General features: G+C 59.4%; 19 protein-coding genes and 1 pseudogene. 5 read left to right on the top strand and 15 right to left on the bottom strand.

Features of this window, described 5'->3' with window-relative positions; translation table 11 throughout:
• Nucleotides 1-92: 92 nt before the first annotated feature.
• The gene (locus tag Thiowin_RS05890; RefSeq protein WP_328986809.1) at nt 93-2,390 is read right to left on the bottom strand and encodes an FHA domain-containing protein; all 2,298 of its coding nucleotides are present in this window, start codon (nt 2,388-2,390) and stop codon (nt 93-95) included.
• A 219-nt stretch (nt 2,391-2,609) separates the two neighbouring features.
• Nucleotides 2,610-3,059 (bottom strand): hypothetical protein, encoded by a 450-nt coding sequence (locus Thiowin_RS05885; protein WP_328986808.1) that lies wholly within the window; start codon nt 3,057-3,059, stop codon nt 2,610-2,612.
• A 370-nt stretch (nt 3,060-3,429) separates the two neighbouring features.
• On the opposite strand from Thiowin_RS05885, the gene Thiowin_RS05880 reads away from it, so the two are divergent.
• A complete protein-coding gene (locus Thiowin_RS05880; protein WP_328986807.1) occupies nt 3,430-4,512 on the top strand; it encodes a hypothetical protein in 1,083 nt (360 codons plus the stop codon).
• Complete coding sequence (locus tag Thiowin_RS05875) at nt 4,509-5,261, top strand: OmpA/MotB family protein (protein WP_328986806.1); 753 nt, start codon at nt 4,509-4,511, stop codon at nt 5,259-5,261. Before Thiowin_RS05880 ends, Thiowin_RS05875 begins: the two co-directional genes overlap by 4 nt.
• 73 nt (nt 5,262-5,334) lie before the next feature.
• Here the strand turns inward: Thiowin_RS05875 and Thiowin_RS05870 are convergent, their stop codons facing one another.
• The 3 genes from Thiowin_RS05870 to Thiowin_RS05860 form a co-directional block, all read right to left on the bottom strand.
• Nucleotides 5,335-6,201 carry an HDOD domain-containing protein gene (locus Thiowin_RS05870; RefSeq protein ID WP_328986805.1) on the bottom strand — a complete coding sequence of 289 codons (867 nt, stop codon included), beginning with the start codon at nt 6,199-6,201 and terminating at the stop codon, nt 5,335-5,337.
• A 181-nt stretch (nt 6,202-6,382) separates the two neighbouring features.
• Nucleotides 6,383-7,597: an HDOD domain-containing protein gene (locus Thiowin_RS05865; protein ID WP_328986804.1), complete on the bottom strand. Its 1,215-nt coding sequence runs from the start codon at nt 7,595-7,597 to the stop codon at nt 6,383-6,385.
• Nucleotides 7,598-7,736: 139 nt separating this feature from the next.
• Nucleotides 7,737-8,057, bottom strand: a complete 321-nt coding sequence (locus Thiowin_RS05860) for a hypothetical protein (RefSeq protein WP_328986803.1) — start codon at nt 8,055-8,057, stop codon at nt 7,737-7,739.
• Between the two features lie 123 nt (nt 8,058-8,180).
• Here Thiowin_RS05860 and Thiowin_RS05855 point away from each other — a divergent pair, with 123 nt between their 5' ends.
• Complete coding sequence (locus Thiowin_RS05855) at nt 8,181-8,390, top strand: YjfB family protein (protein WP_328986802.1); 210 nt, start codon at nt 8,181-8,183, stop codon at nt 8,388-8,390.
• Nucleotides 8,391-8,523: 133 nt separating this feature from the next.
• On the opposite strand, the gene Thiowin_RS05850 is transcribed toward Thiowin_RS05855, so the two are convergent.
• The 3 genes and pseudogenes from Thiowin_RS05850 to Thiowin_RS25205 form a co-directional block, all read right to left on the bottom strand.
• Complete coding sequence (locus Thiowin_RS05850) at nt 8,524-9,216, bottom strand: putative metalloprotease CJM1_0395 family protein (protein ID WP_328986801.1); 693 nt, start codon at nt 9,214-9,216, stop codon at nt 8,524-8,526.
• A 335-nt stretch (nt 9,217-9,551) separates the two neighbouring features.
• Nucleotides 9,552-10,766 (bottom strand): SPOR domain-containing protein, encoded by a 1,215-nt coding sequence (locus Thiowin_RS05845; RefSeq protein WP_328986800.1) that lies wholly within the window; start codon nt 10,764-10,766, stop codon nt 9,552-9,554.
• Between the two features lie 201 nt (nt 10,767-10,967).
• Nucleotides 10,968-11,411 (bottom strand): annotated as a pseudogene (locus Thiowin_RS25205) (AAA family ATPase); the annotation flags it as partial.
• 433 nt (nt 11,412-11,844) lie between these two features.
• Between Thiowin_RS25205 and Thiowin_RS05835 the strand changes: the two are divergent.
• Nucleotides 11,845-12,945: a hypothetical protein gene (locus tag Thiowin_RS05835; protein WP_328986798.1), complete on the top strand. Its 1,101-nt coding sequence runs from the start codon at nt 11,845-11,847 to the stop codon at nt 12,943-12,945.
• A 302-nt stretch (nt 12,946-13,247) separates the two neighbouring features.
• Nucleotides 13,248-13,532: a PilZ domain-containing protein gene (locus Thiowin_RS05830; RefSeq protein ID WP_328986797.1), complete on the top strand. Its 285-nt coding sequence runs from the start codon at nt 13,248-13,250 to the stop codon at nt 13,530-13,532.
• 48 nt (nt 13,533-13,580) lie between these two features.
• Here Thiowin_RS05830 and Thiowin_RS05825 read toward each other — a convergent pair whose 3' ends face one another.
• From Thiowin_RS05825 to nusA, 7 genes are all read right to left on the bottom strand, one after another.
• Nucleotides 13,581-15,182 (bottom strand): alpha/beta hydrolase, encoded by a 1,602-nt coding sequence (locus tag Thiowin_RS05825; protein WP_328986796.1) that lies wholly within the window; start codon nt 15,180-15,182, stop codon nt 13,581-13,583.
• Between the two features lie 62 nt (nt 15,183-15,244).
• Entirely contained in the window at nt 15,245-17,353 is a 2,109-nt protein-coding gene (pnp, locus tag Thiowin_RS05820; protein ID WP_328986795.1) for a polyribonucleotide nucleotidyltransferase, read from the bottom strand.
• A gap of 188 nt (nt 17,354-17,541) precedes the next feature.
• Nucleotides 17,542-17,811, bottom strand: coding sequence for a 30S ribosomal protein S15 (rpsO, locus tag Thiowin_RS05815; RefSeq protein WP_328986794.1), 270 nt, complete (start codon nt 17,809-17,811; stop codon nt 17,542-17,544).
• A 227-nt stretch (nt 17,812-18,038) separates the two neighbouring features.
• Nucleotides 18,039-19,001 carry a tRNA pseudouridine(55) synthase TruB gene (gene truB, locus Thiowin_RS05810; RefSeq protein ID WP_328986793.1) on the bottom strand — a complete coding sequence of 321 codons (963 nt, stop codon included), beginning with the start codon at nt 18,999-19,001 and terminating at the stop codon, nt 18,039-18,041.
• A 66-nt stretch (nt 19,002-19,067) separates the two neighbouring features.
• Nucleotides 19,068-19,517, bottom strand: a complete 450-nt coding sequence (rbfA, locus tag Thiowin_RS05805; protein ID WP_328986792.1) for a 30S ribosome-binding factor RbfA — start codon at nt 19,515-19,517, stop codon at nt 19,068-19,070.
• A gap of 37 nt (nt 19,518-19,554) precedes the next feature.
• Entirely contained in the window at nt 19,555-22,422 is a 2,868-nt protein-coding gene (gene infB / locus Thiowin_RS05800; RefSeq protein WP_328986791.1) for a translation initiation factor IF-2, read from the bottom strand.
• A gap of 15 nt (nt 22,423-22,437) precedes the next feature.
• Nucleotides 22,438-24,024, bottom strand: coding sequence for a transcription termination factor NusA (nusA, locus tag Thiowin_RS05795; RefSeq protein ID WP_328986790.1), 1,587 nt, complete (start codon nt 24,022-24,024; stop codon nt 22,438-22,440).
• Between the last annotated feature and the right edge of the window lie 113 nt (nt 24,025-24,137).

The raw sequence follows: 24,137 nt of genomic DNA, 5'->3' as shown, positions 1-24,137 counted from the left end.
CACCTGTTGGAACACCTACTGGAAAACATTTGCAATTGCATCACGATTGAAGTCATGGTTAAGGGATACAAAGCGGGAAGGATCCGCGCCCGCTAAAGCTTACGATCCTTCAACTTCAAAGCAAAAACAGTCAGCAGCAAAAAGCCCACCGTTTGCGCGCCAAGCGCCTGCAGACCCGACGCCCAATCCGCGACCAAAGCAATCACTGGCTTGCCATTCTGACCAGACAAATCAAGCAACTCAGGGCTTAGGGTAGCTCGCATTGCGTCCAAAGCCCAGTAGGCAATGACGCCGATCTGGGCAAAGGTCTCTGTGACACCGGAGAGATCAACCACCGAATTCGACAAAATAAATTGAGGGATCAGCAGCAACGGCAACGCCGCGATCGCCTTGTCGTTGCTATTGACCAAGGCGCTCACGGCCAAGCCCATGGCGCTGGCACCAAGCCCAGCCAGGAAAAGCACGGCCAGACGATCAAGGAATGCGCCCGGAAAATCGATCATCGCGGTGACAATCGCCAGAAAACTCGCGCATTGCAGCAGGCAAAGCAGCGCGAGCGGCAACAGCTTGCTCATCAGATAGGCGGGGATTTGCACCGTGACCGAGCGCTCGCGCAAATAAACGGGCAACTCTTTGACGATCTCGCGCGCCGAGTTGATACAGCCAAACCAGATCGCCGAGAGTACCAGCACGAAAGCAATCTGGCTCTCGGCCGCGGCGCGTTCCGCGAGACTGCCCTCGGTGGTGAAAACCGCTCCGACAACCAGCGCAATCAGCGGCGCCTGCAGCAGCAGGACAGCCAGATTGAGTCGATCCGACAAAAGCAAATCGACGTAGCGACGCGTCAGAGTGACAGCCTGGCGCAACCCAAACCATCCGCGCGGACCGGCATGCTGACGCGCGGGCCGTTGATTTGGGTTGGCCGGCGACTGATCCGCATCGGACAACGTCTGTCGACTGGCGACATAGTCCCGGTATTGGGAAGATTGACGAAAACGAGCCTCCCAGGTCTTGGCATCTTCATTCTCAAGTCGCTCATACACATCCGACAGGCGCTCAACCCCAAAATAGGCGGCGGCTTGATCGGGGGGGCCATAGTACACAAGGCAGCCCGCATGCAGCAGCGCGACCAGATGACAGGCATCAATGTTCTCCAGCGAGTGTGTGACGCACACCACGGTCTTATTATCTTCGGCAAGCCCCTCGAACAAACGCATCATCCGCTTGTCCGTTCCGGCATCGAGCCCGCTGGTCACCTCGTCCAAGAACAGGATATTGGGGTTGGCGACCAGCTCGACGGCCAAACTCACCCGCTTTAATTGCCCACCGCTCAGAGGTTCAGGCGTATCCACCGAAAGCTCGGCCTTTTCAAGCAACCCAACCCGGTCAAGAACGCGTTCGATATTTTGGTCGATCTCCGCCCGGCTGGTATCCAAGGGCAACCGCAGCCGCGCGGTATAACGAAGTGCGGAATTGACCTTGATTTTGCGGTGGACAATATCCTGCTGAGGCACGTAGCCAATGCCAGAGCGAAAAAGATCGAAGGCGGAGTAAAGATTGATGCCGTTGTAGGTCACGGTGCCCGATGTCGCGGGTCTTCGGCCATTGAGCGCGTCCAGCAGAGTTGATTTTCCCGATCCGCTGGTACCAAAAATGACCACAAACTCGCCTGGCTCGATGCACAAATTGATATTATCGAGCAGTCGGCGCGGCTGTCCAGTCTTGCGGTCCTTGACCTCGCGCGTCAGACCCGCCACCTCTACACGGATGCGATGACCTTCCTCGCAAGGGTCCAGCGCCTCACCGGTAAACAGAAACACTAGGCTACCAAAACCAACACGATCTCCTGGTCGCAGCGCCACCGATTTTTTTATTCGATGGCCGTTGATGGAGGTGCCGTTGGTGCTTTTCAGATCCTCGATCCAGACCCGCCCGTCACGGATGGAAATCCGTGCATGACGTCGGGAAATTGCCGGTGAATCAATTGCAAACCCGCAATCAGGCGAGCGACCGACGATAATCTCCGTCGATTCGGCCGCCGGGGAGGATACACCGTGATTTGCAGAGGGGGCCGAACCAGCCATGACAGCTGGACAGGCAATTTGCACGGAGATCGCACCCAGCATCAGCCAATCGCCATGCCCAACGGGGACCGCCGTGGTGATTGCATCACCGTTGATCCGCACGGGAGCGCCCTGAAGGGGCTCAACGAAAAGGCCCTGGTCGCACCAAGACAGGCGGGCATGCCGTTCGGCAACCGAGTCGTCGAACAGCCGCAGACTCGCGTCTTGTCCGCAACCGATCACACAGTCATTCACGGGTGTCAGGACAACGCGCCCGATCGCGCTACGCCGGGTTCGAAATTCCAGCTCGAGAGTCCGCTGCTCCACGCATCCCCCTTTGCTAAACCGCAAGTCAGAGCACAAATTATCGCATGATGCAGCGCAGTAAAGAGAAAAGATCGAGGAGACTCCTCGACCGAATCTCGCGCACGAGGACGGGGAGTTTCAATTCCGTGCGCGCTCTGACGAGCGAATTCCGACAAAAAACTCTCGTTTAAAAGCTGCCGCTCGGCCAAGCTGGCGTCCGATTCGGACTGACCTTGGCGATCAGACCAGGATATTGAATTGCCGGTGGGGTTCTTCAGACTGAAGCGCAAGCCGAACGGCCACCTCGACGCAGTGGCGCATTGCACTGCTGGCAGCGGCCATCTCTTCATCGCCGCGACCGACTGCGGAGAAATTGAGGGATTGGTCTGATTCGTCGCCTGAGTCACCGCCAAATTCACGACTGGCAGCGACCCGAGCGCGGGCGCCAAGTTCGACAAAACTTCGGTTCGCTTGCGCGGCCTGCAGGAGGTTACCTGGCTGCTGCTGAGCGGCGTTTGAGTCGATGGCAGCCTGTCGCTCAGAGAAGGGCGCCTTTGCGCTGCCCTCCTCAGGAGCATTGAGGGCGCGGGCGGTTTCTGGGCGCACGGCAACCTGGCCGAGCCCGAGGCGTTCGGAGCCGGTTGGGCGCCCGGTTGGAGCCAAGGGTAGATAAATGGGCGCTTCTATCATCTTGAGGCCCTCCCATGCTTGCGACGGTCTGTTACTTCAATTATAGCCCAGAGCCGTTTGTTCATCATTAGACGGATTGCCAACACCTTGTCGCTTCAAGCGCTTGGCGTCGAGACAGGCGGTTGGAAGGCAGTCGCGGAGCAAAGAACGTCAAGGTCTCGACAGTCTCCGGCGCAGGCGCGCATCCGGCGCTGCGATCAGCACCAACAAACCCCTCCATCCCTCTGTTAAAAAGTATCTTTTCTTTTTTGGCACTGAAGCTGCTTGGCATCGACTAGAAGGCGCGAGACCACAGGCACAACCCCAAGCGCGAGTTCTGCAGAGGCCTGGTCTTTTCGCTGCATCTCACTGGCACCAGAGCGGGTTTATTATGTTTGATTCCATCGCCCTTGGTCTAATCACCACCCTCAATCAGCTCGATCCCATCGTGGTGATCGGCATCTTCACACTCCTGCTGTTAGCGATGTTTGCCGCTGCACTGGTCGCCACGGCGCGCGGCCATGCTAGCGCCTTCGCGCTCAGCATGCCAACACTGCTGACCACGCTCGGCATCCTTGGCACCTTTCTTGGCATTGCCATCGGGTTGCTGCAGTTCGATGTCAGTCAGGTGGAATACAGCATTCCGACCCTGCTCGAGGGACTCAAGCTCGCCTTCATCACCAGTATTATTGGCATTGCGCTGAGCGCCGTGCTGCGCTTGGTGCTGGTGCTGAGCGCCGGGTCCGTCACCAGGGCTAGTGGCGCACAGGTACAGCCCGGGCAGAACCTCGACCGGCGCCAGCTTGAACTGGCCGAGGCGCAACTGGCCGCCACTCAGGCGATCAATCACGGACTGCAAGGCTTGGATCAGCGCCTTAACCAGACCCTGGAGACCCATCACCTGCGCCTGATTGAGGGCATGGACAATTTTGCCGCGCAGTTGAGCGAACTGGGCTCGCGCCAACTGGTCGCCGCACTCGAGGAGGTCATTCGCGACTTCAACGACAAGCTTGGTGTGCAATTTGGCGAGAACTTCCGTCGCCTCGATGGAGCCGTGGGCAAACTCTTGCAATGGCAGGATCAGTATCGCCAACAGATGGAAAGCCTCGGTGGTCAGCTGGATCGCGCCACTGCCGGCGTGGCCAAATCCGAGGCCAGCCTGCAATTGCTCACCCAACAGGCACTGCAGATCTCGCAGCATGTCGCCGACCAGCAAAGCACTCTGTCCAGCCTGAGACGCGAAACCATGGAGCTTGAAGCCCTGCTCGGCGCCATCGCGGAATTGCGCGACAAAGCCAAGGACGCCTTCCCGGCCATGGACAAACGGCTCACAGCCATGCTTGAGAGCATCGAAACCGCTGTACTCGCCGCGCAGAACGCCGGGCACGCCTACTTCGATCCACCTCCGGCGCATCGCCCCGGCCGCCACAACAATCCTGGCTTCCAGGGTATTCCACTGGGTGAAAAACAATGAGCCTCAGCAGCCTTTCCAATCGCACCGCAATGGCGGTGGAACCCGACGGCGAGAGTCACTGGCTGGTCGTCTCGGACCTGATGGCCTCGCTGATGATGATCTTTTTGTTCCTGGCACTGTTACACATGGTCCAGCTCGAGCGTAGTCATCAGGTGGAGACCGAGGTACGAGTGACCGCCGCAGAGCTTCGCCAAGCGATTTATCTGGCGCTAGAGGAGGAATTCCGCGCCGACCTACCGCGCTGGAATGCTGAACTGCACCGTCCAACCCTGACACTGCGCTTTCGCGAGCCCGAGGTGCTCTTTGACCGCAACTCCGCGCGCATTAAACCCGAGTTTGAGACCATTTTGCGCGACTTCTTCCCGCGCTACGTGCGCCAGCTTGACCCCTTCCGCCAGGTGATTCGTGAAATTCGCATTGAGGGGCACACCTCCAGCGAATGGGGACCGGAAAGCAGCCCGCTTGATGCCTACTTTGCCAATATGGAATTAAGCCAGCAGCGCACCCAGGAGGTACTGCGCTATGCCTATGGGCTTGATGCGGTGGAGAAGGCCGGGTGGTTTCGCACCCGGGTCGCGGCGGTGGGTCTGTCATCCTCGCGGCTAGTCCGCGATGCCCAAGGCGCGGAAGATGCCGATGCCTCGCGCCGGGTTGAATTCAGCGTGCTGACTAACTTCGAGGCCAGTCTATTGGCGGGACGGCCGCTGGACAAGGTCACCGCAACCAGTGAAGGGCCTGTTATTCAATGAGACCAATCGGCAAGCCAGGCAATCAGCGTCAAATCTTTGACAGCTTATTGCCAAGCACGCCGTTATGGGAGCATCACCCTGCGCTCAGCGCTGGATCATGCAGTGCCTCAACCGAGATCACTTGGTACTGCGCCTGCTCAATCACCGGCAGTAGAGCATCGGCGCAGAGACCTAGCAGCGGCCAGACAGTCGGATCAACCGGGGGAGCATCATCCCAATCACGCGAATCCAATTCCGCCAGATGGGCACCCGTGTTGGCGATATGAACAAAGGCCACCGCTTTGCGGGAGTCCTCGGGCGCTGCCGCTGGATCATGGTGAAAATGCAAAATATCGCACAAAATCGGCGGCAGCCCCCAATGTTCCGCCAAAGCGCCGCCAAGTTCAGCGTGATCGAACCCGAGCTGATCATGCTCGGCAGTCTGGGGGCTAATTGATCGAGGTGCGCTCAGACTGTTCAAAAAAGCGCGTTGGGTTTCTTCCGGTACCTGGGAAAACAGAACCAGCTGCCCCAGATCGTGCAGCAAGCCACCAAGAAAAACGACCCCCTCAAGCGCACGATGGGAGTCCTCCGCCAGCATGCGCGCGATGACCGCGCAGTAAGCGGAATGACGCCAGAAAAACTCCAGCGGCAACAGATGCTGCTCCGGCAGGCGATCAGCCGCCCCGGTCACAGCGCCGGTGATGACCAAACGCCGCACCTGTTCGCGCCCGAGTAACGCCAGCGCTCGATCCACCGAGTCCACCGTGCGACTGGGCGAAAAAGCAGCACTGTTGGCGAGACGCAGCAGCATGGCCACCAACGCAGGATCCTGCGCCAGCGTCTTGGCGATCCGCGCCTGTGCGCTGTCCGGATTATCGAGCAGACGCATGACCTCGCCCACCACTCGTGGTATCGCCAGCAGCTTGCCGGTGGATTTAACGAGCGATTCAATCGTCATGGATGCCAAGATCAGAATCTCCCATAGCGCGCAAGGATTTGCGACTCTCACCGATCACGATGATCAATGTATTGGCTTTAGCTCTGTTCAGACAAACCGCAAGCGCAATTCAACGCATTGACAGGCAGAGGATCAACGACGCATCTAACCCGACTCCCGGCGACGACTGAATGCCCCTTCATCAGGACGCGAACATACTCTGCAAACGCTCAAGCGCGGCCTCACTGCCCGCAAGCTCGACCAAAGCTCCGTCGTCGCCTGGAATCTGCAGCTGCAGCGTCTCGAAAGCCGGTATTTCAGCCGCTGGCGGACGAGGCCGGCCGTGATGCGCCAGGGCCGCCCAACGGGCGACGATATTCAGGCAAGCATAGTCCGGCTCCGGTGCCTGATAGCTCCAGCTCGCACCATGCTCAGCAACGGTCACCAGATCCGAACCCAGCTCCCAGTAATTAATGACAAGAACACCGGTCACGCTCAGAAGTTTTTGCAGCAGGTCATCAAGCTCTTTGCGCTCCCCGGTTGCGCTGCCGCCCTGATCAAAAAACTGGATGATGGGCACGGCGCCAACGCTCGAGAGCAATCCGGCCAACAATGCGCGATCCGGATTGAGCAACTGCAACTTCTGCGACAAGAGTGAACAATAGGCCGAACGCAAGACACTGTCTTCCCAAACCTCGGCGATCGCCTCCCGAGCCACTTGATGCTTCGCCTTAAAGACCTGGCGCAAAGCCAGATTCGTTGCCAGCATTCGGGTATTTGAAAAACCGAGCCGTACAACGGCGTCCCGGACAGAGGTAATTTCCTTCGCGGCACGAAAACGGGGGCTATTGGTCGCAAATATCAACGCACCAGCAAGGGTTGCGTCGTTTTGTATCAGCTCTGTGAGCTCAGAAACGCCAACATCCGGATCAGCCGTGAGGCTCTGTATACGCAAGGCAACCTCTGGCCGCGCAGGCAACTCCAAGCGATTCGAGTTGATCTGCTCGTAGAGTTTGGCGAGAAAGCCCCCTTCAGCGTCGTCAAGATCCAGTTCATCGACCTGCGTGATAGCGCCGCCAGCTTTTGGGAGCAGAGAGGCAGGCACTCCAAGCAGAAGGCACCGGGCCTGAGTCACGATCGTATCGTCCTCGGAACCCGTCTCATCGAAAAGCTCCACCGGGTCACTCAGGCCGAGACAACTATCGAGCTCGCGCTCAAGCCCATTGCAGGCGCGAACCACATTGCCATCGACCAGGAACAACCGTTGGTTGCCAATCTGGCGTCGCGCCAAGCGTTTGCCCTGGTCTACACGCACCAGTTTTGCATGCGACGCCAGTTCAGTGCGCGCTTGGTCGGACAAGCTCTTGGTGATTTCCATCTGCGCAAGCACGGCAGATGGCGTAATGCCCTCGGACATCGATTCTTTCCCAGCAATCAAGCAAAGCCTCAAGGCTTATAGTCTAGCAAGAACGACGCTGCGAGGAGATAAAACAAGCCAAAAATTAGCAGGACTTAAAAAAGACGGCGGATAATGGATTGTAAGGAGGGAAAAAAGCTTAGCTGTCCAGCCGAGGGCGGCGCAAATCGCCGAGACTCCAGAACTGATCGCCGCGCAGATAACCAGCCGAGACTTGGTCAACCAGGGCCATGGGACGCCCATCATCGTCTCGCTCGGCCACCCAGTCAGTTGGCAGCGAATCGAGCAAGTGCACGCTTGCCAGTCGACCGTCATCCGTCAAGCACAGTCGCACCTGACCGTCGACTTCATGGCGAAATGCCGGCAGAAAACCAGCCGCGAGCGCCGGCGACCTAGCAGCGCTTACCGTGGCATGCGGCGGTGAGAAGATGAGTTGCCTAACGGCTTGTTGCAGCATCATGGATCAGTTCCTCGCGGTCTTCTTAATCCGAATAACGACATATCGGGTTAAAACTTGAAGCACCGCAGCCGATACAGTAAGGGATCGGACCGCCAGGTTCGCCTAAGCCAACAGGAGCCACCAATGGATATGTCTTCCGTATCAGGGGTCGCAAACCTAGCGACAAACGCCAACAACGCCCAGATTAAGGATGCTGTCGGCATCTCCGTGCTCAATAAAGCCCTGGATGCTCAGGTTGAGAGCGCTACTGCCTTGATCAAAAGTGTCGCCGAAAGTCCACAGCCTTCCGCGTTGCCGGACAATGTTGGCGGTAATGTCAACGTAACCGCTTAAATACGGCAGCCAACGATGTGACTTACTTTCATAGTCCCAAACACTTCGGTAATGAAAGCGATCTCTCACGGGGGGCGGCCCAGGGCACGCAAGATCTTGCCTTGGGTCAGCCTCCATCTAGTGAGTAAGCGCCTCAAGCAAATTGACTGAGTCCATGGCTCGCCGGCGCGGCAAAAAATCCAGCAAAGCGTTGCCGCAGGCGAGCACTGGCATCGGCGGTATCGCCCAGAGCCGGCTCTTCATCCTCCTTTTCTTCGGATTGCTCAAGCGACCCGGACATTTCGCGCAGATTCTCCTCCAGCATCTCGCCATGCGCCTGAGCCTCCATGCTCCGCGCTTGCGCGGCGACTCGATAATCCTGGGACGATGGTTCCGCCGGCGCAAGTGCCGCACGCAGGATAACCCGCGCTTTCTCCATGGTGGCCGCGGGATCGTTTGGAACGGGTGAGGTATCGATTGATACCTCGCCGCCGACCGCATAGCGATTGCCGTCAGGTCCGGTTTGGTAGTCGTAACTCGGCGCCTTGGTCACATAACTACCACCCGCAGCCGCATGCGCCTGCTCATGCGCGCGCACTTCCATATCGCGCTGGCGCAGTCCGCTGACCACGACCTCTTCATCGGGCGTGAGTTCCTGCGATTTCGTCTCATCGCCGGATTCTGTCTGTTCTTCCTCCCCTTGCTTGTCCTCGTCCGCCGCTTGAGAACCAGCGACCCGGGGCTCAGCCGAACTCGCGTTGGCCGCCTCGCTGTTGGCAGGCGAATCCCGCGACCATTGCGCATCTTGAGGGATCAGACGCCCGGCGGCCTGATTCAAGGCCGTCATTTTGCCAATGGCAGCGCCCGACTCAACCGCCGGGACAGATGTAGCGAGCGGGATGGAATTCGGGGTGGCAGCCGAAACCTTACTCTCGGTCTCGCCCACCCGACTCGGCAACGGCGCTGACTGACCCGCAGGCACACCTGCGCCTCCAGGCCTGCCTGGATACACATGATGATAGGACTGTACTGCGAAACCAATCTGCATGTCACTGATAACCGCGGTGTTAAAAAGGCGTGACCAATAACCGCGACGAAAATACCGGAAAACCGGGGGGACAGAGAAAATAACGACCGACTATGATGCGACTTGAGCGCGAATCTTGAGCGCCTGTAGACAGGCTAGTCTCGCAACGACTGGCGCACCGACTCGACTGACCTTATCCAGTAACCTTGCCCACGAAGCGCCTCAGGCAGTTTGGCAAGCGCCCGTTCAGCATCGGCACGCGCAGGATAAACGCCAGCGAGCACAACGACGAAATCCTGTGATTTGGTTCGCGTTGGAACAAATCGCGCATCGACTTCACCGAATGCCGCGACATGCTGGCGCGCCGCGCCAATCGAACGGGTTGCAACCAACTGAATCGTAAAATGCTGACCGGACTGCTGCAAAATCCAGTCTCGGTCAAGCCCATCGGAAGCCGACTCTGTCTCCTCATTGTTCGGTTCTGCGTCATCTTGCTGCCCCCCCGCAGTATTGGACGAGGCATTCATGATATCTGTTCCCGATGCCAACTCGGTCCTGGTGGACTGATCACCTACTGGTTCAGATATGACTGATTCAGACTCGATTGATTCATCCCCCATCGCACCGGCACCCGCAGATGTGGAAGCGAGAGGATTACCAGACAAGATCGAGGGTACCTCCAACTCCTGCCGCCGCGCATGCTCGAGACCAAGGGTTGGCAACTGCGGCCCCAGCGATGGGATACCCGGGGCGATCGGAGCTTGCCGCAGGCGCGGTGCCTCGGATCGCTCCCGCAACCGCGTTGGAGCATCTTCATCGTCAGAACCTGGCAGTTGCCAGACAAGCGGCAACAAGAGCGCAAAGAGGCTAAACACAGCCACCCCTGGAACAAACCAAGGCCGATTCCACACAGGCACAGGATCTTCACTTGGCGCTGTTTGAATCTTTTGGCGGGCTTTTCTCTGCCGAAAACTCTTTTCGCCCAGTCGGTTACGATCATGTCCCGCTGAAGGCTGATCATCCGTCGATGCAGCCTGCGTATGATTGGGGTGCGATCCAAGTAATGCCTTTGCGTCGGAGACACCCCGCTCGGGCATATCCAGTGCCTGGCTCGACGCGCTGCGCAACGCCTCCAGCGCGGTCATCGCCGAGACTATGGCATCGGCCGGTACATCCTGCCGTGCCGAAGTGGGCGTCGCACCAAGGACTCCAAACGCCTGCACCGGTTTCTCGGTTGGCCCACCAGCGGCTAAAAAGGCGCCTTGATCACAGCATTCCTCCAGCCAATCCTCCGCCAACGCATTGAGATACTTAGGTAAACCGCCACTGCCACGATGCAGGCGATCAACCAAGTCGCGTTTCAGCAGCAAATCCGGCTGCGCATGCCCGGCTGTGAGCAAGCGATGACGCAGATAACCATGCGTCTGCTCGCGATTGAACGCACGCAGATGCAACCTGAGCACCTGAGCATCAGCCTCGGCATCCAGCCCCGGCAGCGGATTGGCGGCGAAAGCGGGATCGCCTACCAGAAAAAAGCGCGTGCTAGCCCCCAGACGCTCAAGCAGCTGCCGACGCAGCGCAAAAAGCAGCTCCAGAACCGCCGCATCCAGCAGATGGGCATCGTCAATGGCCAGCACCAGCACCCGTCCAGCGCGCAGGCGTTCCCCAAACAGATGCAGCAGGGACGCACTTGGATCTTCGTGACCAAGCTGGCTCAGATGAAATCGAAGCGTTGCATCGACCGCATCGAAGCCAACCTTGGAGCGGGCACGAAAGGCGATCAGATCACTGTCATCAGCCAATAAACTCAAAACCAATTGCAGTTGGGTGCTGCGTCCCACCCCGCCAGCCCCAGCCAGCACCAGCACGGCAGTTGGTTCAGCCAGCGCGCGCAGAGCGAGATCGCCAAAACCATCGAGCAGCGCATCGCGGTAAAGCGCGGAATCTTCAGGCACGGGCCCGAATGGCTCAGTCTGCAAACCAAGCTGCGTGAGGCACTCTGAAGTCAGCGACATAGTGGCAAGGCATCTGTTCGCACACCGTCATCGAAACGCCCGGTCGTTTTATAAAAAGTGTGCGCCAAACTGGAATCAAAAGCTGAGGTTTCCGATGGACCCGAAAAAAAAACCATGACAGCCCACGGAAAAAGCAGCACTGCGAGGCATCTGCTGGTGCTGGCGACCACTATACCCCAATGGTCAGCACGCTGGCGGTTGCCATCATCAGGCTCACAATCAGCCAAATGCTATAGCCAGCGCAGCGTTGTACAAATCATTCGCTGATGTCAGATTCAGGTTTATGGCGGCCGACCCGTTAACCTGACAAGGAACCAACACCGAGACGGCGCACTTAGACCAGCGCCCATGCAAACCGGCCCGGCCCCTGCATCCCGCTTTATGACAGCAATCGGACCAAGAGTGATCCCCAATGAAAATAGCCAGTTCGGACATGCTGCTGCAAAGTCAGCACAAAGCCGTCAAAGAACACGAGCGTCACGAGCGCTTGGACATCTGGGTGGGAACTCGCCAAAATGACAATGCCAGGGCTCCTGCCAACGGCCAGGCCCGCATTGCCAGCCTGGCCGATAACCTAGAGCTATCGCTCACCGCCCAAGCCACGCAACCTAAGAAAAGTGTTGCTGCAGTGTCAAGTAACACGAAAGAGACCGATATCAGCGATGAGGACAAGCTTAAGCTTTCGTTACTCACAAAGATGATTGAATCCATCACTGGCAAAAAGCTCAAACTGGCGCCACCGGGAGACTTTGCCAAAAAGATGGAAGAGGCCAGGGGCCAAGCCGAGGCCACGGCCACTGAGTTAAACAGCCTTCACGCTAGGGCCACTGCAGCCTCACCTCAAAGCAGTGGCAATGAAAGCGCCGGCTTCGGCATTGAGTACGATTCCTATGAGCGTCATTACGAGTCAGAATCCACCAGCTTCTCCGCTCAAGGACAAGTCATGACCGCCGACGGCCAAACCATTGATATTTCTGTCGAGCTCAACATGAGTCGCGAGTTTCTGCGCGAGCAATCTGTGAGTATCCGCGCCGGCGATGCCGTCCTCAAGGATCCCCTTGTGTTGAATTTTGGCGGGAACGCCGCCGAGTTAACAACAACCCGCTTTGAGTTCGATATCGATTCCAATGGGCGCCCCGAGCAAATCGCCTTTGTCGGCCCGGACAGCGGCTTTCTCGCGCTGGATCGCAACCAAGACGGCAAAATCAATAACGGCTCGGAACTTTTCGGCCCAACCACCGGCGAAGGCTTCGCTGAACTCTCTGAGCACGACGATGATGGCAATGGCTGGATCGACGAAAACGACATTGTGTATAATAATCTACGAATTTGGTCAAAAACAGCAGAGGGTGAAGATCAACTTGTCGGGCTTGGTGAGCGCGGCGTTGGTGCTATCTACCTCGGAAATGTGACCAGCCCCTTTGCATTGAAAGATCAGGACAACGCGCTGCTTGGACAAATTCGCTCATCAGGGGTCTTCCTGTCCGACAAGGGTTCACCCGGCACTGTGCAACAGATCGATCTCGCGGTCTGATCCTCCTAATAGCCTTTCCCGCAGTCACCCTGCAGGACAGTCCAAACATCCGCCCAGTCATCCGACCAGTCATCCGCCTACACAGAACACCCGGCTCCAGCCCCCGGCTGACCGGGTGCGCCCTTTGGCGCCTTGCGCAAAACAATCCCTGTGCCACCCTGCCCCTTCGGCTTGGTTTGCGGGTATCATTGTCTCGGATCGGCAACCAATGGCCAGTCTGACTTACCGGTCACACGATTGTTTTAGCCCAGATCGGCGCGCGCCCGATCTGGATGCATCGAATTGAAATAGAGGACAGCTCCATGATGCAATACGACGACCGCCGCGGCTTCATGCGCCTTTCAACTGAAACCAGCGCCAGCATTACCCATCTCGGCAACCAATCTACGGCGGAAGTCAAATTGGTGAATCTCAGCGCCGGAGGCTGTAGTTTCTATACCGGCATTCCGCTCGCGGCGGATGACAAACTTGAGTTTGTTGTACATGGCGCAACTGACAGCATTGATCCACTGACAAAGCGCGGCCATGTCGTGCGCATCACAAAGGGTGAACAAGGCAAGCTCGTGGCCTTTGAGTTCGAGGATTAATTTCCGCGCCCGGCGCCTGCTAGCGCCGGGTTTGTTCTATTACTTTCCTCAAGCGACCACAGGAAAAGTCGCCGTGACCGTCAGTGCAAAGACACAGGCACTCGCAGCCGCACCAAGAAAAGGCTGCCACGTGCGGCGATAGGATAAAAACCCCAGCCAGCCGTAGACAAAAAACAGCAGTAAAATCGCTGGGACAATGATTACCAGGAAAAACAGTTCGTTTAGATTCAGTGCCACAGCGAGTACTAGAGAAAGCAGAAACAGCACTTTGGTAAAGAGCCCCGCCCCGCGCGCGCCCATTTGTCCATGCACCAGCCAGGCATCCGCGCTTGCGTATAGAAAACTGCCAACCAATAGCACCATCAAGCTCGGTAAACGCTCAAGTGGTGGAAAAAAACTTGCCACAAAGGCATCTGTTGGCCAGCCGAACCCGCCTATGGCATAGATGAGCCACACAGCGGAACCCATCATTAACACAACTGGCGTACTTGCGCGCGACGCCCGGGCCACCTCTGACCACTCCGGCAGAGCGCCGATCAGCGCCAAGGCACCCCATGTCACCAAGCCATAAAGGAGAAAATGCAGCGCCAGGTAATCGCCGATCAGCAGTGGCAAAAAGTCACTCGGCATTGGCCAAAGTAACAATGGAGTCAAGACCGCGGGACCCAGACCGGCAATGATCAGCTTGCGCCAACGCAAGCCCGCGCCCAAGGGCCGACTTGCCATCGGCGGCAACAGCAGCGACAGCGGCCAGGCCAGTAAACCAAGGCCGGCGTAAAGCCAGCCCAACCCCACACCCGCGGTCAGTATGGGACGCGCGGGAGGCTGATCAGGCGCGCGGCGACCAAAACTCACATCCAGCCAGTCGAGCGCCTCCCGCTGAGACTGACCGTTAAAAAGCACGCCGATGTGTTCCACTCCATTGGCAATGACCAAACGACGCGCCCCGCCGTCGCGGGGGTCGCCGTAAGTAGTTTCAGCTTTAGCACCCGAGGGAGCGACCTCCGCCATGGCCTGGCGCCCCTGTTGCTGGATCATTTCGGGCTCATAGGCGCCATAGACGAAGAGCAGATTGGGTGCGAAGTCCGCGTCAACAGGCTCGGACAGATAGGGCGAGACGGCCACGATAGCTGACACCGCTGGGTGCTCGCTGGCATAACGCACCAACACATCCCCAGCCATCGAGTGGCCTAGCAAGGCGAGCCCCGCATTGGGATTTTGCCCTTGCGCGAAGGCAACGGCCCCGCTCAGGGCATCGAGCAACGAGGTTAAGCGCTCCGGAGACCCCAGATTTCCGCCAAGCGGTGCCCGATGGTCGCCGTGACCAGGAAAATCCAAGCTCACCACCACATAGCCGTTACGCGCCAGGTTCAACGCAAAGGAGCGCATCAGCTGATGTGAACCAGCAAAGCCGTGCGCGATAACGACTGTCGGTTGGGCCGTGCTTTGGGATGAAGCATCCAGTTGCGGCAGGTAAAGCATCAGGGGCAAGTCCCCAAGACGCTCAGAGGAAACATCTACCCCAGCTGCCATGCCGTGCAGCAACAAACCGCCATGGATGAGCGCGGCCAAACCCAGCAACAGCGGCAGCCAGTGCCAGGGCCGCCAGAGCGGACGAACTGGTTGCTGGCTAGATGGAGTCGCGCTCAAGGTTCCTGTAAACGCGGAACCAGCCGCCCTAAACACCTGGAAAGTCGCCGGAGCACTGCCCACTACTCAACCGGTGCCGCGCGTTCCTCGTCGGTCAGCGCCTTCATGCTCAGACGAATGCGGCCCTGCTTGTCGACCTCCAGCACCTTGACCCGCACATGGTCGCCCTCGGAGAGCTTGTCGCTGACGCTCTGCACCCGCTCTTCGCAGATCTGGGAGATGTGCACCAGGCCATCGCGTCCCGGCAGGATGGTCACAAAGGCGCCAAAGTCCATCAAACGCGCGACCTTGCCTTCGTAGATCTTGCCGACCTCGACATCGGCGGTAATCAGGCGGACACGCTTTTTCGCCTCTTCGCCGGCGGATTTCTGCACCGAGAAAATCTTGACCACGCCCTCGTCATTGATGTCGATGGTGGCTCCGGTTTCCTCGGTGATGGCGCGGATGGTGGAGCCGCCCTTGCCGATGACATCGCGGATTTTTTCCGGATGGATCTTGAACTCAATGATGCGCGGCGCATGCTCGGACATCTCGGAGCGATGGTGGTCAATGACCTTGTTCATCTCGCCGAGAATGTGCATGCGCCCATCCTTGGCTTGGGCCAGCGCCTGTTGCATGATCTCGCGGGTAATGCCCTCGATCTTGATATCCATTTGCAGGGCATTGATGCCCTCGGCGGTGCCGGCCACCTTGAAGTCCATGTCGCCGAGATGATCCTCGTCGCCCATGATGTCGGTCAGCACGGCGAAGTCCGTTCCTTCCTTGATCAGCCCCATGGCCACGCCAGCCACGGAGCCTTTCACGGGCACGCCCGCGTCCATCAGCGACAAACTGGTGCCGCAAACGCTGGCCATGGAGCTGGAGCCATTGGACTCGGTAATCTCCGAGACCACCCGCACCGAGTAGGGAAATTCCTCGATGCTGGGCATGGCCGCCAGCACGCCGCGCTTGGCCAGACGTCCATGGCCAATCTCGCGCCGCTTGGGGCTGCCGACCCGGCCGGTCTCGCCCACGCAGAAAGGCGGAAAATTATAGTGCAGCATGAAGGCTTCGCGCCGCTCGCCATCTAGAGCGTCGATAATCTGCGAATCACGCTCGGTTCCAAGGGTGGTCACCACCAGCGCCTGGGTCTCGCCGCGGGTGAAGAGCGCCGAGCCATGGGTGCGTGGCAACACGCCGGTGCGAATACTGATCGGCCGCACGGTCTTGGTGTCACGCCCGTCAATGCGCGGCTCGCCACGCAGAATGCGCCCGCGCACGATTGCTTTCTCGAGCTTCTCAAGCGCGGCATAGACCAATGGCTGCGGCCACTTTTCATCCTCTCCGCACAACTCGGCATAGACGGCGTTGCGCACCTGATCGAGCGCGCGGTAGCGTTCCATCTTGTCCTTGATGCGATAGGCCTCGCCCAGGCCATCGGCGGCCTGGGCCGCGACCGCTTGCGCCAGCTCGGGATCGGTCGCCGCCGGGGTCCACTCCAAGGGTGGCTTATTGACCTCGGCAGCCAGTTCCTTGATGGTCTGGATAACAACTTGCATCTGCTCATGACCAAAGAGCACAGCCCCGAGCATGACATCCTCGGACAGGCCGCGCGCCTCGGACTCCACCATCAGCACGGCTTGTTCGGTGCCGGCAACCACCAGATCGAGATCGCTGTCCGGCGTCAGGCCGATCATGGCCGGATTCAGCAGGTATTCCCCATTCTTGTAGCCGACGCGCGCGGCACCGATGGGTCCATTGAAGGGCGCGCCAGAGATGGCCAGCGCGGCAGAGGCACCGATGAGTGCGGGAACCTCGGGATTGACCGCCGGATTGAGCGATTTGACCGTGGCGATCACTTGCACCTCACGACCAAAGCCAGCGGAGAACAATGGGCGGATAGGACGGTCGATCAGGCGCGAGGTCAGAATCTCGGCCTCGCTCGGGCGACCTTCACGCCGAAAAAAGCCGCCTGGGATGCGCCCGGCGGCATAGGTTTTTTCCTGATAATCGACGGTCAGCGGCAGAAAGTCTTTTTCAACAGTCGCACGTTTGTCGATCACCACGGTGACCAGCACCACGGTGTCATTCATATTGACCATGACGGCGCCATCGGCCTGACGGGCGATTTCGCCGGTTTCGAGGGTGACGGTCTGATCGCCGTACTGGAAGGACTTGATGATATGAGTCACAGGAAAAAAGCCTCGTTAAGGTCTGAAAGGGGGCTGACTGCGCACCGGCGGCTGCCATGCCGGTAACAACTCGACAATAAGGGATCGGCCATAAGGACCCGGCAACAAGGGCCCGGCAATCACGGGCCAGCGCGGCACGCCGGCCCGCGCTCGCGGGGCTTGGGGCCGGCACCAAGGATGACGCGCCATTAACGACGCAGGCCGAGCGTTTGGATCAGTGCACGATACCGGTCGACGTCCTTTCTTTTCAAATAATCCAGCAGCTTGCGTCTGGAGTTGACCATGCGAACCAGACCACGGCGGGAATGGTGATCATGTTTGTGCTCGTTGAAATGCCCGGTCAACTGCTTGATGCGCGCCGTGAGCAGGGCCACCTGCACCTCGGGCGAGCCGGTATCATTGGCGCCCCGCGCATGTTCGGCAATAATCTGGCTTTTATCTTCGGCGGTCATTGTCATTGTGTGTCTCCTTAAGTGTTGAAGTATTGGCCGCGAATGCTCCGCTGCGCGAAGCCCGCTGTTTCCCCAACAATGACTTCAGGGAAACCGGCCCAGTGACGCGATGATGCGTCATCGAATTCTGACGCGCAGTTTAGGCGATTTCCGTCGAATCTCATACCGCCTTGAACCCTGCACCCAGATAGTGCTCATAGATAGCGCGACCAAACAAAGCGCCTGGTTTGCTTTCAGACCAGTCGCTTTGGCTGCACCCGACCGTCGTCGAGAATACTGCCCACCCCAAGAAAACCCTCCGACTGGTCATAGAGTCGGACCATGCCCTCGGTCGGCGCCTGCGGCACCAGCACCGGTTGCCCCTGTGCCAGGTAAAAGGCCGCATCGGCGGACAGGCGCACTGCCGGACAGTGTCCCAGCGCGGTGTCGAGCGATAGCAATAAGGCGTCAAGCCCTTGCAGGCGCTCGTGCAAGGGCGGCGTGTCACCATCCCCGGCCTCTGCCTCCCGAGCCGCATCGGCCAGGGCTTGCAACTCATCCATGGTGACAAAGCGGGTCTGGCCCTCGATATAGGGACCGACGCCAGTCCGTCTCAAACCAATAACATGGCCACCACAGCCCAGGCAGTCGCCGATTTCCTCGGCCAAGGTGCGTACATAGGTGCCCTTGGAACAATGCACATCGAGTTCTATCTCCGGCAGGGCAACATCCGTCAGCTCCAGGCGGTGAATACGAATCGTACGGGGCTGACGCTCGACTTCCCGTCCCTCGCGCGCAAGCTTGTACAGGCGCTGGCCCTGGTGCTTGACCGCCGAATACATGGGCGGGAGCTGTTCGATGTCGCCGACAAAGCGTTCAAGACAAGCCAGCACATCCGCCTTGGTCACTCCATCGGTCGGCTTGCGCTCGAGAATCTCCCCCTCGGCATCCGCCGTGGTGGTGGTCTCGCCCAGGCGCACCCGCACTCGATAGTGCTTGTCCGCATCAAGCAGAAAGCTCGAAAATTTGGTGGTATGGCCCAGGCAGATCGGCAACAGGCCAGTGGCCAGAGGGTCAAGACTACCGGTATGCCCAGCCTTGGCGGCAAAAAACAAATGCTTCACCCGCTGCAGCGCGTGATTCGAAGTGTCCCCAAGGGGCTTGTCGAGCAACAAAATGCCCGCGACCTTGCGGCCTTGTTTACGTCGTCGTGCCATGAAATACTGTCGGCTATGGTAATTCTGGTGTGCAGTTCGGGTATTCTGTTCGACTATTCTGTTCGACTATTCTGTTCTACTATTCTGGGGGCGCGCCATACCCAAATCCGAGCTGGTATCCGCGTCGGCATCGGCCTGATGCTCTGGCGAAATCCCGGCGACCGCCTCGTCGATCAGGGCGCTGAGTTGCTCGCCATGGTGGATGGACTCGTCATGGACGAAGTGCAACTGCGGAATGGTACGCAGGCGCTCGGTGCGGGCGAGTTCGTGGCGCAGAAAGCCGGCCAGAGGGCCATTCAGCAACGCCTCGCGTGCCGCGGATTCCTCATCGAGCGGAAAGCAGGTGAAATAAACCTTGGCGTGGGAAAGATCCCGACTGACCCGCACCTCTTGCACCGTCACACTGCCGAGCCGGGGGTCTTTCACCTGCTCGCGCAGAATCACCGTGAGCGAGCGCATCAGTTCGGCGCCGACACGCTCGCTGCGCTGAAAATCCCGACCGCTGTCGCGCGTCACGGCATCACCTGGCGACTGTGAGAACGCCGGAGCGCACTCATAGCTCCCGCGCCCGCTCAGTGCGCTCGAACACCTCGATCTGGTCACCGACCTGCACGTCGTTGTAGTTCTTCACGCCAATACCGCATTCGGTGCCAGCCTTGACCTCGGAGACGTCGTCCTTGAATCGGCGCAGGGACTCGAGCGCCCCTTCGTAGACCACGACATTGTCGCGCAGCACCCGGATCGGGCTATTGCGACGTATCACGCCCTCAATGACCATGGAGCCAGCGATGGCGCCAAACTTGGACGAGCGGAAGACATCCCGCACCGTTGCCAGGCCGATGATCTCCTCGCTGACGATGGGACTGAGCAGACCCGAAATGGCCTTTTTGACATCGTCTATCAGCTCGTAGATGACCGAGTAATAGCGCAGATCCAGGCCTTTCTCCTCGATTGTGCGTCGTGCCGCGGCATCGGCGCGCACATTGAAGCCGAGCAAAATGGCGTTGGAGGTTACGGCCAGGTTGGCATCGGATTCGGTCAGGCCACCGACACCCGAGCCCACAATGCTGACCTTCACCTCGTCATTGCTGAGCTTGAGCAGACTTTCCTTGAGGGCCTCGAGACTGCCCTGCACATCGGCCTTCAGGATAAGATTGACACTCTTTTGCTCACCGGCCTTGAGTTGCCCGAAGAGCGCATCCAGACTGGCGACACCCTGGGCGTCGATCTTCGACTGGCGCTCGCGCGCGGAGCGCAGTTCGGCCACCTCGCGCGCGCGTTTTTCGTCCGCCACGCCGACCACGTCGTCACCAGCGTTGGGCGCGGCGGAAAGGCCGAGAATTTGCACCGGAGTGGAGGGACCCGCTTCCCGCACCGCGCGACCCTGTTCATCAAACATGGCGCGCACGCGGCCGTACTCGGCCCCACTCACGATCATATCGCCGGCCTTCAGAGTGCCCGACTGCACCAGCACGGTCGCCACCGGACCGCGGCCTTTCTCGAGGCTCGACTCGATAATGGTGCCATGCACCGAGCCGCCAAGCGGGGCGTCAAGCTCCAGCACCTCGGCCTGCAGCAACACAGCGTCGAGCAGGTCGTCAATGCCGTCTCCGCTTTTCGCCGAGACCTTGACCATCATGGTATCGCCGCCCCATTCCTCGGAGACCACCTCGTGCTGCGAGAGCTCCTGCATCACCCGGTCGGGATTGGCGTCCGGCTTATCCGTCTTGTTGATGGCGACCACCAGTGGCACCTTGGAGGCACGCGCGTGCTGAATGGCCTCAATGGTCTGTGGCATGACGCCATCATCGGCCGCGACCACCAGAATGACCAGGTCGGTCACCTCGGCACCGCGCGCGCGCATGGACGAGAATGCGGCATGACCCGGGGTGTCGAGAAAACAAATGGTGCCACGCTCGGAGGTCACATGATAGGCACCGATGTGCTGAGTGATGCCACCGGCCTCGCCATCGGCGACCTTGGTGCGGCGAATGTAATCGAGCAATGAGGTCTTGCCATGATCGACATGGCCCATGATGGTGACGACCGGGGCGCGCGGCACCCGCTCGGCCTTTTCGTTCTCGGCTTCAAGATAAGCGAGCAGGGTGTCCTCGACGTCGTGGTCCTTGGCTTCGACCGGCTTGTGGCCCATTTCCTCAACCACAATGGTGGCGGTATCGCGGTCGAGCAGTTGGTTGATGGTGACCATCACGCCCTGCTTGAACAGCTCCTTGACTACCTGCGAGGCCTTGACCGACATGCGTGAAGCAAGCTCGCCGACCGAAATGGCCTCGGGAATTTCCACCTCGCGCACCACGGGTGCGGTCGGGCGCTGGAAGCCGTGCTTGTCCTGGAGTTGTGCCTTGGCGGGTTTCTTGCGGCGGCGCAGCGCCGGGCGGCTGACAACCGCCTCCTCGTCACTGGTCTCCTCCTCGTACTCGACTTCAGCGTCAAGTCGTTTCGCCCGTCCAGGATCTTTGCGGGCGGCTTTCTTGGCCGGTTTTTCCTTGTCGGCCAGCTTGTCCTTTTCTTTCTCCCCGCGTTCCTTATCCCCGCGTTCCTTCTCCCCGCGATCAGGGCCTTTCTTGCCCGCCTTGCGCGCGCGGCTCTCCACGCTAGGAGTCTCGCGCTCTTCCGGAGTTACCAGGATCTCCTCGACAATTTCAACGCTGTCGTCGAGTTCGACCGCAAGGCGCGCCTGTTCGGCCTGCTCCTCGGCCAGGCGGCGTGCTTCCTCGTTTGCCCTGCGACGCTCTTCCTCGGCACTGCGGCGACGCGCCTCGGCGGCACGCTCCTGGCGTTCGAGCTCCTCACGCTCCGCCAGGCGCCGAGATTCCTCCTCGGCACGGCGCGCTTCGAGTTCGGCACGACGGCGTGCATCGGCGCCTGGATCGCGCCCGCCCGACATTTTACCGCCGCGCGCAGGCTCGGCACTATCGGCTCGACGCCGACCAACTGGCTGCTCGAGCGTTTGGCGCTCGCTGCCACGGAGAGTCGCAGGCGGGGTGGCGGGTGCCGGACCTTCAGGCTCGCCGCGGCGAACATAGGTCCGCTTGCGCCGAACTTCGACACTCACCGTCTTATTACTCGCCGACTTGTTACCAGCCCGCGACCCGGCACCCGGGCGTGCGCTGACCGTGGGCCTTGAACCACCAGCTGGGCGCTGAGCAGCCGGCGTCTGGCGCAACTCGCCCACCGACTTGCGCGTCAGAGTGACACGGTTGGGTGAGGCAGTCTCCTCCTCACCCTGCTTGCCATGGCTGCGCCGCAAAAATCCCAGCAGTTGAACTTTTTCCTGCTCGGTGATGGTCGCCTCGGCGTCGGCAGCGGCAATGCCGGCCTCATGCAGCTGCGTGAGCAACCGCTCTTCGGGGATACCAACAGTGTTGGCCAGCTGTCTGACCGTGACTTCGCTCGTCATTCGCACCTCCGCGGGCTAGTCCTGATCCGACCGGGTTTCTGGAATTGGGTTTTCCGAATTCGTGGCTTCCGAATTCGGCGGCTCCTGATTGGAAACATCCGGCTCGGGGTTCGAGTGTGCGAACCAGGGCTCGCGCGCTTTCATAATCAGCGCTGCTGCGCGTTCTTTATCCATACCCTCAATGTCCATGAGTTCATCGACCGACTGTTCGGCTAAGTCCTCCATGGTAATCACCTTGCGTCGCGCCAACTCGAAGGCGAGCGTCTGATTCATGCCGGCCATTGCCAGCAACTCGCCGCTGGGCTCGACTTCAATGTCCTCTTCGCTGGCAATGGCGCGGGTCAGCACCAGATCTTTGGCGCGCTGACGCAGCAGATCAATCATTTCGTCATTGAATTCCGCGATCGCCTGCAGCTCTACCATGGGCACATAGGCGACTTCATCCACCGTGGTAAAGCCTTCCTCAACCAGCACGGCGGCGACAGTCTCGTCGACATCAAGCTGCGTCATGAAATTATCGACCAGTCGTTGGCCCTCTTCCTCGCTCTTGGCGGCGGCGTCCTCTTCGCTCATCACATTCAGCTCCCAGCCAGTCAACTGGCTGGCTAGGCGGACGTTCTGACCGCCACGCCCGATCGCCTGGGAAAGATTTTCTTCTTTCACCGCAACATCCATGCTGTGGGCGTCTTCATCAATCACGATGGAAACCACATCGGCCGGAGACATGGCATTGATGACGAACTGGGCGGGATTCTCGTTCCAGAGAATAATATCCACCCGCTCGCCATTGAGCTCATTGGAGACCGCCTGCACCCGTGAACCGCGCATGCCAACGCAGGCGCCGACTGGGTCAATGCGCGCATCGGAGGTGCGCACGGCAATCTTGGCGCGCAACCCCGGATCGCGCGCGGCACCAAGAATCTCGATGGTACCCTCGCCCACTTCGGGCACCTCGAGCCGAAAGAGTTCAATCAGAAGATCGGGCGCCGTGCGGCTTACAAAGAGCTGCGGCCCTTTGAGTTCGGCACGCACCTCGTAGAGCAGTCCCCGAAGGCGGTCACCCGGGCGCACGGATTCGCGCGCGATCATCTGGTCGCGCGGCACCAACGCCTCGGCATTGCCACCCAAATCGAGCACGAGGGTATTGCGCTCGGCTTTTTTGACAATACCGGTGACCAGTTCGCCCTCGCGCTCCTTGAACGCCTGGACAATTTTGGCCCGCTCGGCCTCGCGCACTTTTTGCACGATCACCTGCTTGGCGGTCTGGGCAGCAATGCGCCCGAAGAGAACGGATTCGATCTCCTCCTCAATGAAGCCGCCGACCTCGATCCCGGGTTCCAACTCCTCGGCCGCCGAATAGGTAATCTGGCGCTCGGGCGCCTCCAGCGGCTCGCCGTCCGGATCGGTCACCACCTCCCAGCGTCGGAAGGTCCGGTAATCGCCGGACTGCCTGTCGATACTGACGCGCGCATCGATATCGCCACCGTGTTTTTTGCGTGTCGCCGAGGCAAGCGCCGCCTCCATCGCCTCGAAGATCACCTCCTTGGCAACGTCTTTCTCGTTCGAGACAGCCTCGACAACCAACAGTATCTCTTTGCTCATGCGTGATATCCGCGATCAACCTTTACCCAAGTGGGCGAATGCACCTGATGCCATTCTTGGCATGCATGGCTGTTGGCAGCCATGCTTCAATCTGGGCTTCAATCTGGGCTTCA

This window comes from Thiorhodovibrio winogradskyi, assembly GCF_036208045.1.
GTDB classification, from domain to species: domain Bacteria; phylum Pseudomonadota; class Gammaproteobacteria; order Chromatiales; family Chromatiaceae; genus Thiorhodovibrio; species Thiorhodovibrio winogradskyi.
This window is presented reverse-complemented; position numbering and strand designations above follow the sequence as displayed.

Excerpts from the sequence above, each read along its gene's own strand:
- Thiowin_RS05880 (WP_328986807.1), top strand. The coding sequence starts at position 3,430 with ATGTTTGATTCCATCGCCCTTGGTCTAATCACCACCCTCAATCAGCTC.
- infB (WP_328986791.1), bottom strand. The coding sequence starts at position 22,422 with ATGACGAGCGAAGTCACGGTCAGACAGCTGGCCAACACTGTTGGTATC.
- Thiowin_RS05885 (WP_328986808.1), bottom strand. The coding sequence starts at position 3,059 with ATGATAGAAGCGCCCATTTATCTACCCTTGGCTCCAACCGGGCGCCCA.
- Thiowin_RS05860 (WP_328986803.1), bottom strand. The coding sequence starts at position 8,057 with ATGATGCTGCAACAAGCCGTTAGGCAACTCATCTTCTCACCGCCGCAT.
- Thiowin_RS05865 (WP_328986804.1), bottom strand. The coding sequence starts at position 7,597 with ATGTCCGAGGGCATTACGCCATCTGCCGTGCTTGCGCAGATGGAAATC.
- Thiowin_RS05830 (WP_328986797.1), top strand. The coding sequence starts at position 13,248 with ATGATGCAATACGACGACCGCCGCGGCTTCATGCGCCTTTCAACTGAA.
- truB (WP_328986793.1), bottom strand. The coding sequence starts at position 19,001 with ATGGCACGACGACGTAAACAAGGCCGCAAGGTCGCGGGCATTTTGTTG.
- rpsO (WP_328986794.1), bottom strand. The coding sequence starts at position 17,811 with ATGACAATGACCGCCGAAGATAAAAGCCAGATTATTGCCGAACATGCG.
- nusA (WP_328986790.1), bottom strand. The coding sequence starts at position 24,024 with ATGAGCAAAGAGATACTGTTGGTTGTCGAGGCTGTCTCGAACGAGAAA.
- Thiowin_RS05850 (WP_328986801.1), bottom strand. The coding sequence starts at position 9,216 with ATGACGGCCTTGAATCAGGCCGCCGGGCGTCTGATCCCTCAAGATGCG.
- Thiowin_RS05855 (WP_328986802.1), top strand. The coding sequence starts at position 8,181 with ATGGATATGTCTTCCGTATCAGGGGTCGCAAACCTAGCGACAAACGCC.
- Thiowin_RS05870 (WP_328986805.1), bottom strand. The coding sequence starts at position 6,201 with ATGACGATTGAATCGCTCGTTAAATCCACCGGCAAGCTGCTGGCGATA.
- Thiowin_RS05835 (WP_328986798.1), top strand. The coding sequence starts at position 11,845 with ATGCTGCTGCAAAGTCAGCACAAAGCCGTCAAAGAACACGAGCGTCAC.
- Thiowin_RS05875 (WP_328986806.1), top strand. The coding sequence starts at position 4,509 with ATGAGCCTCAGCAGCCTTTCCAATCGCACCGCAATGGCGGTGGAACCC.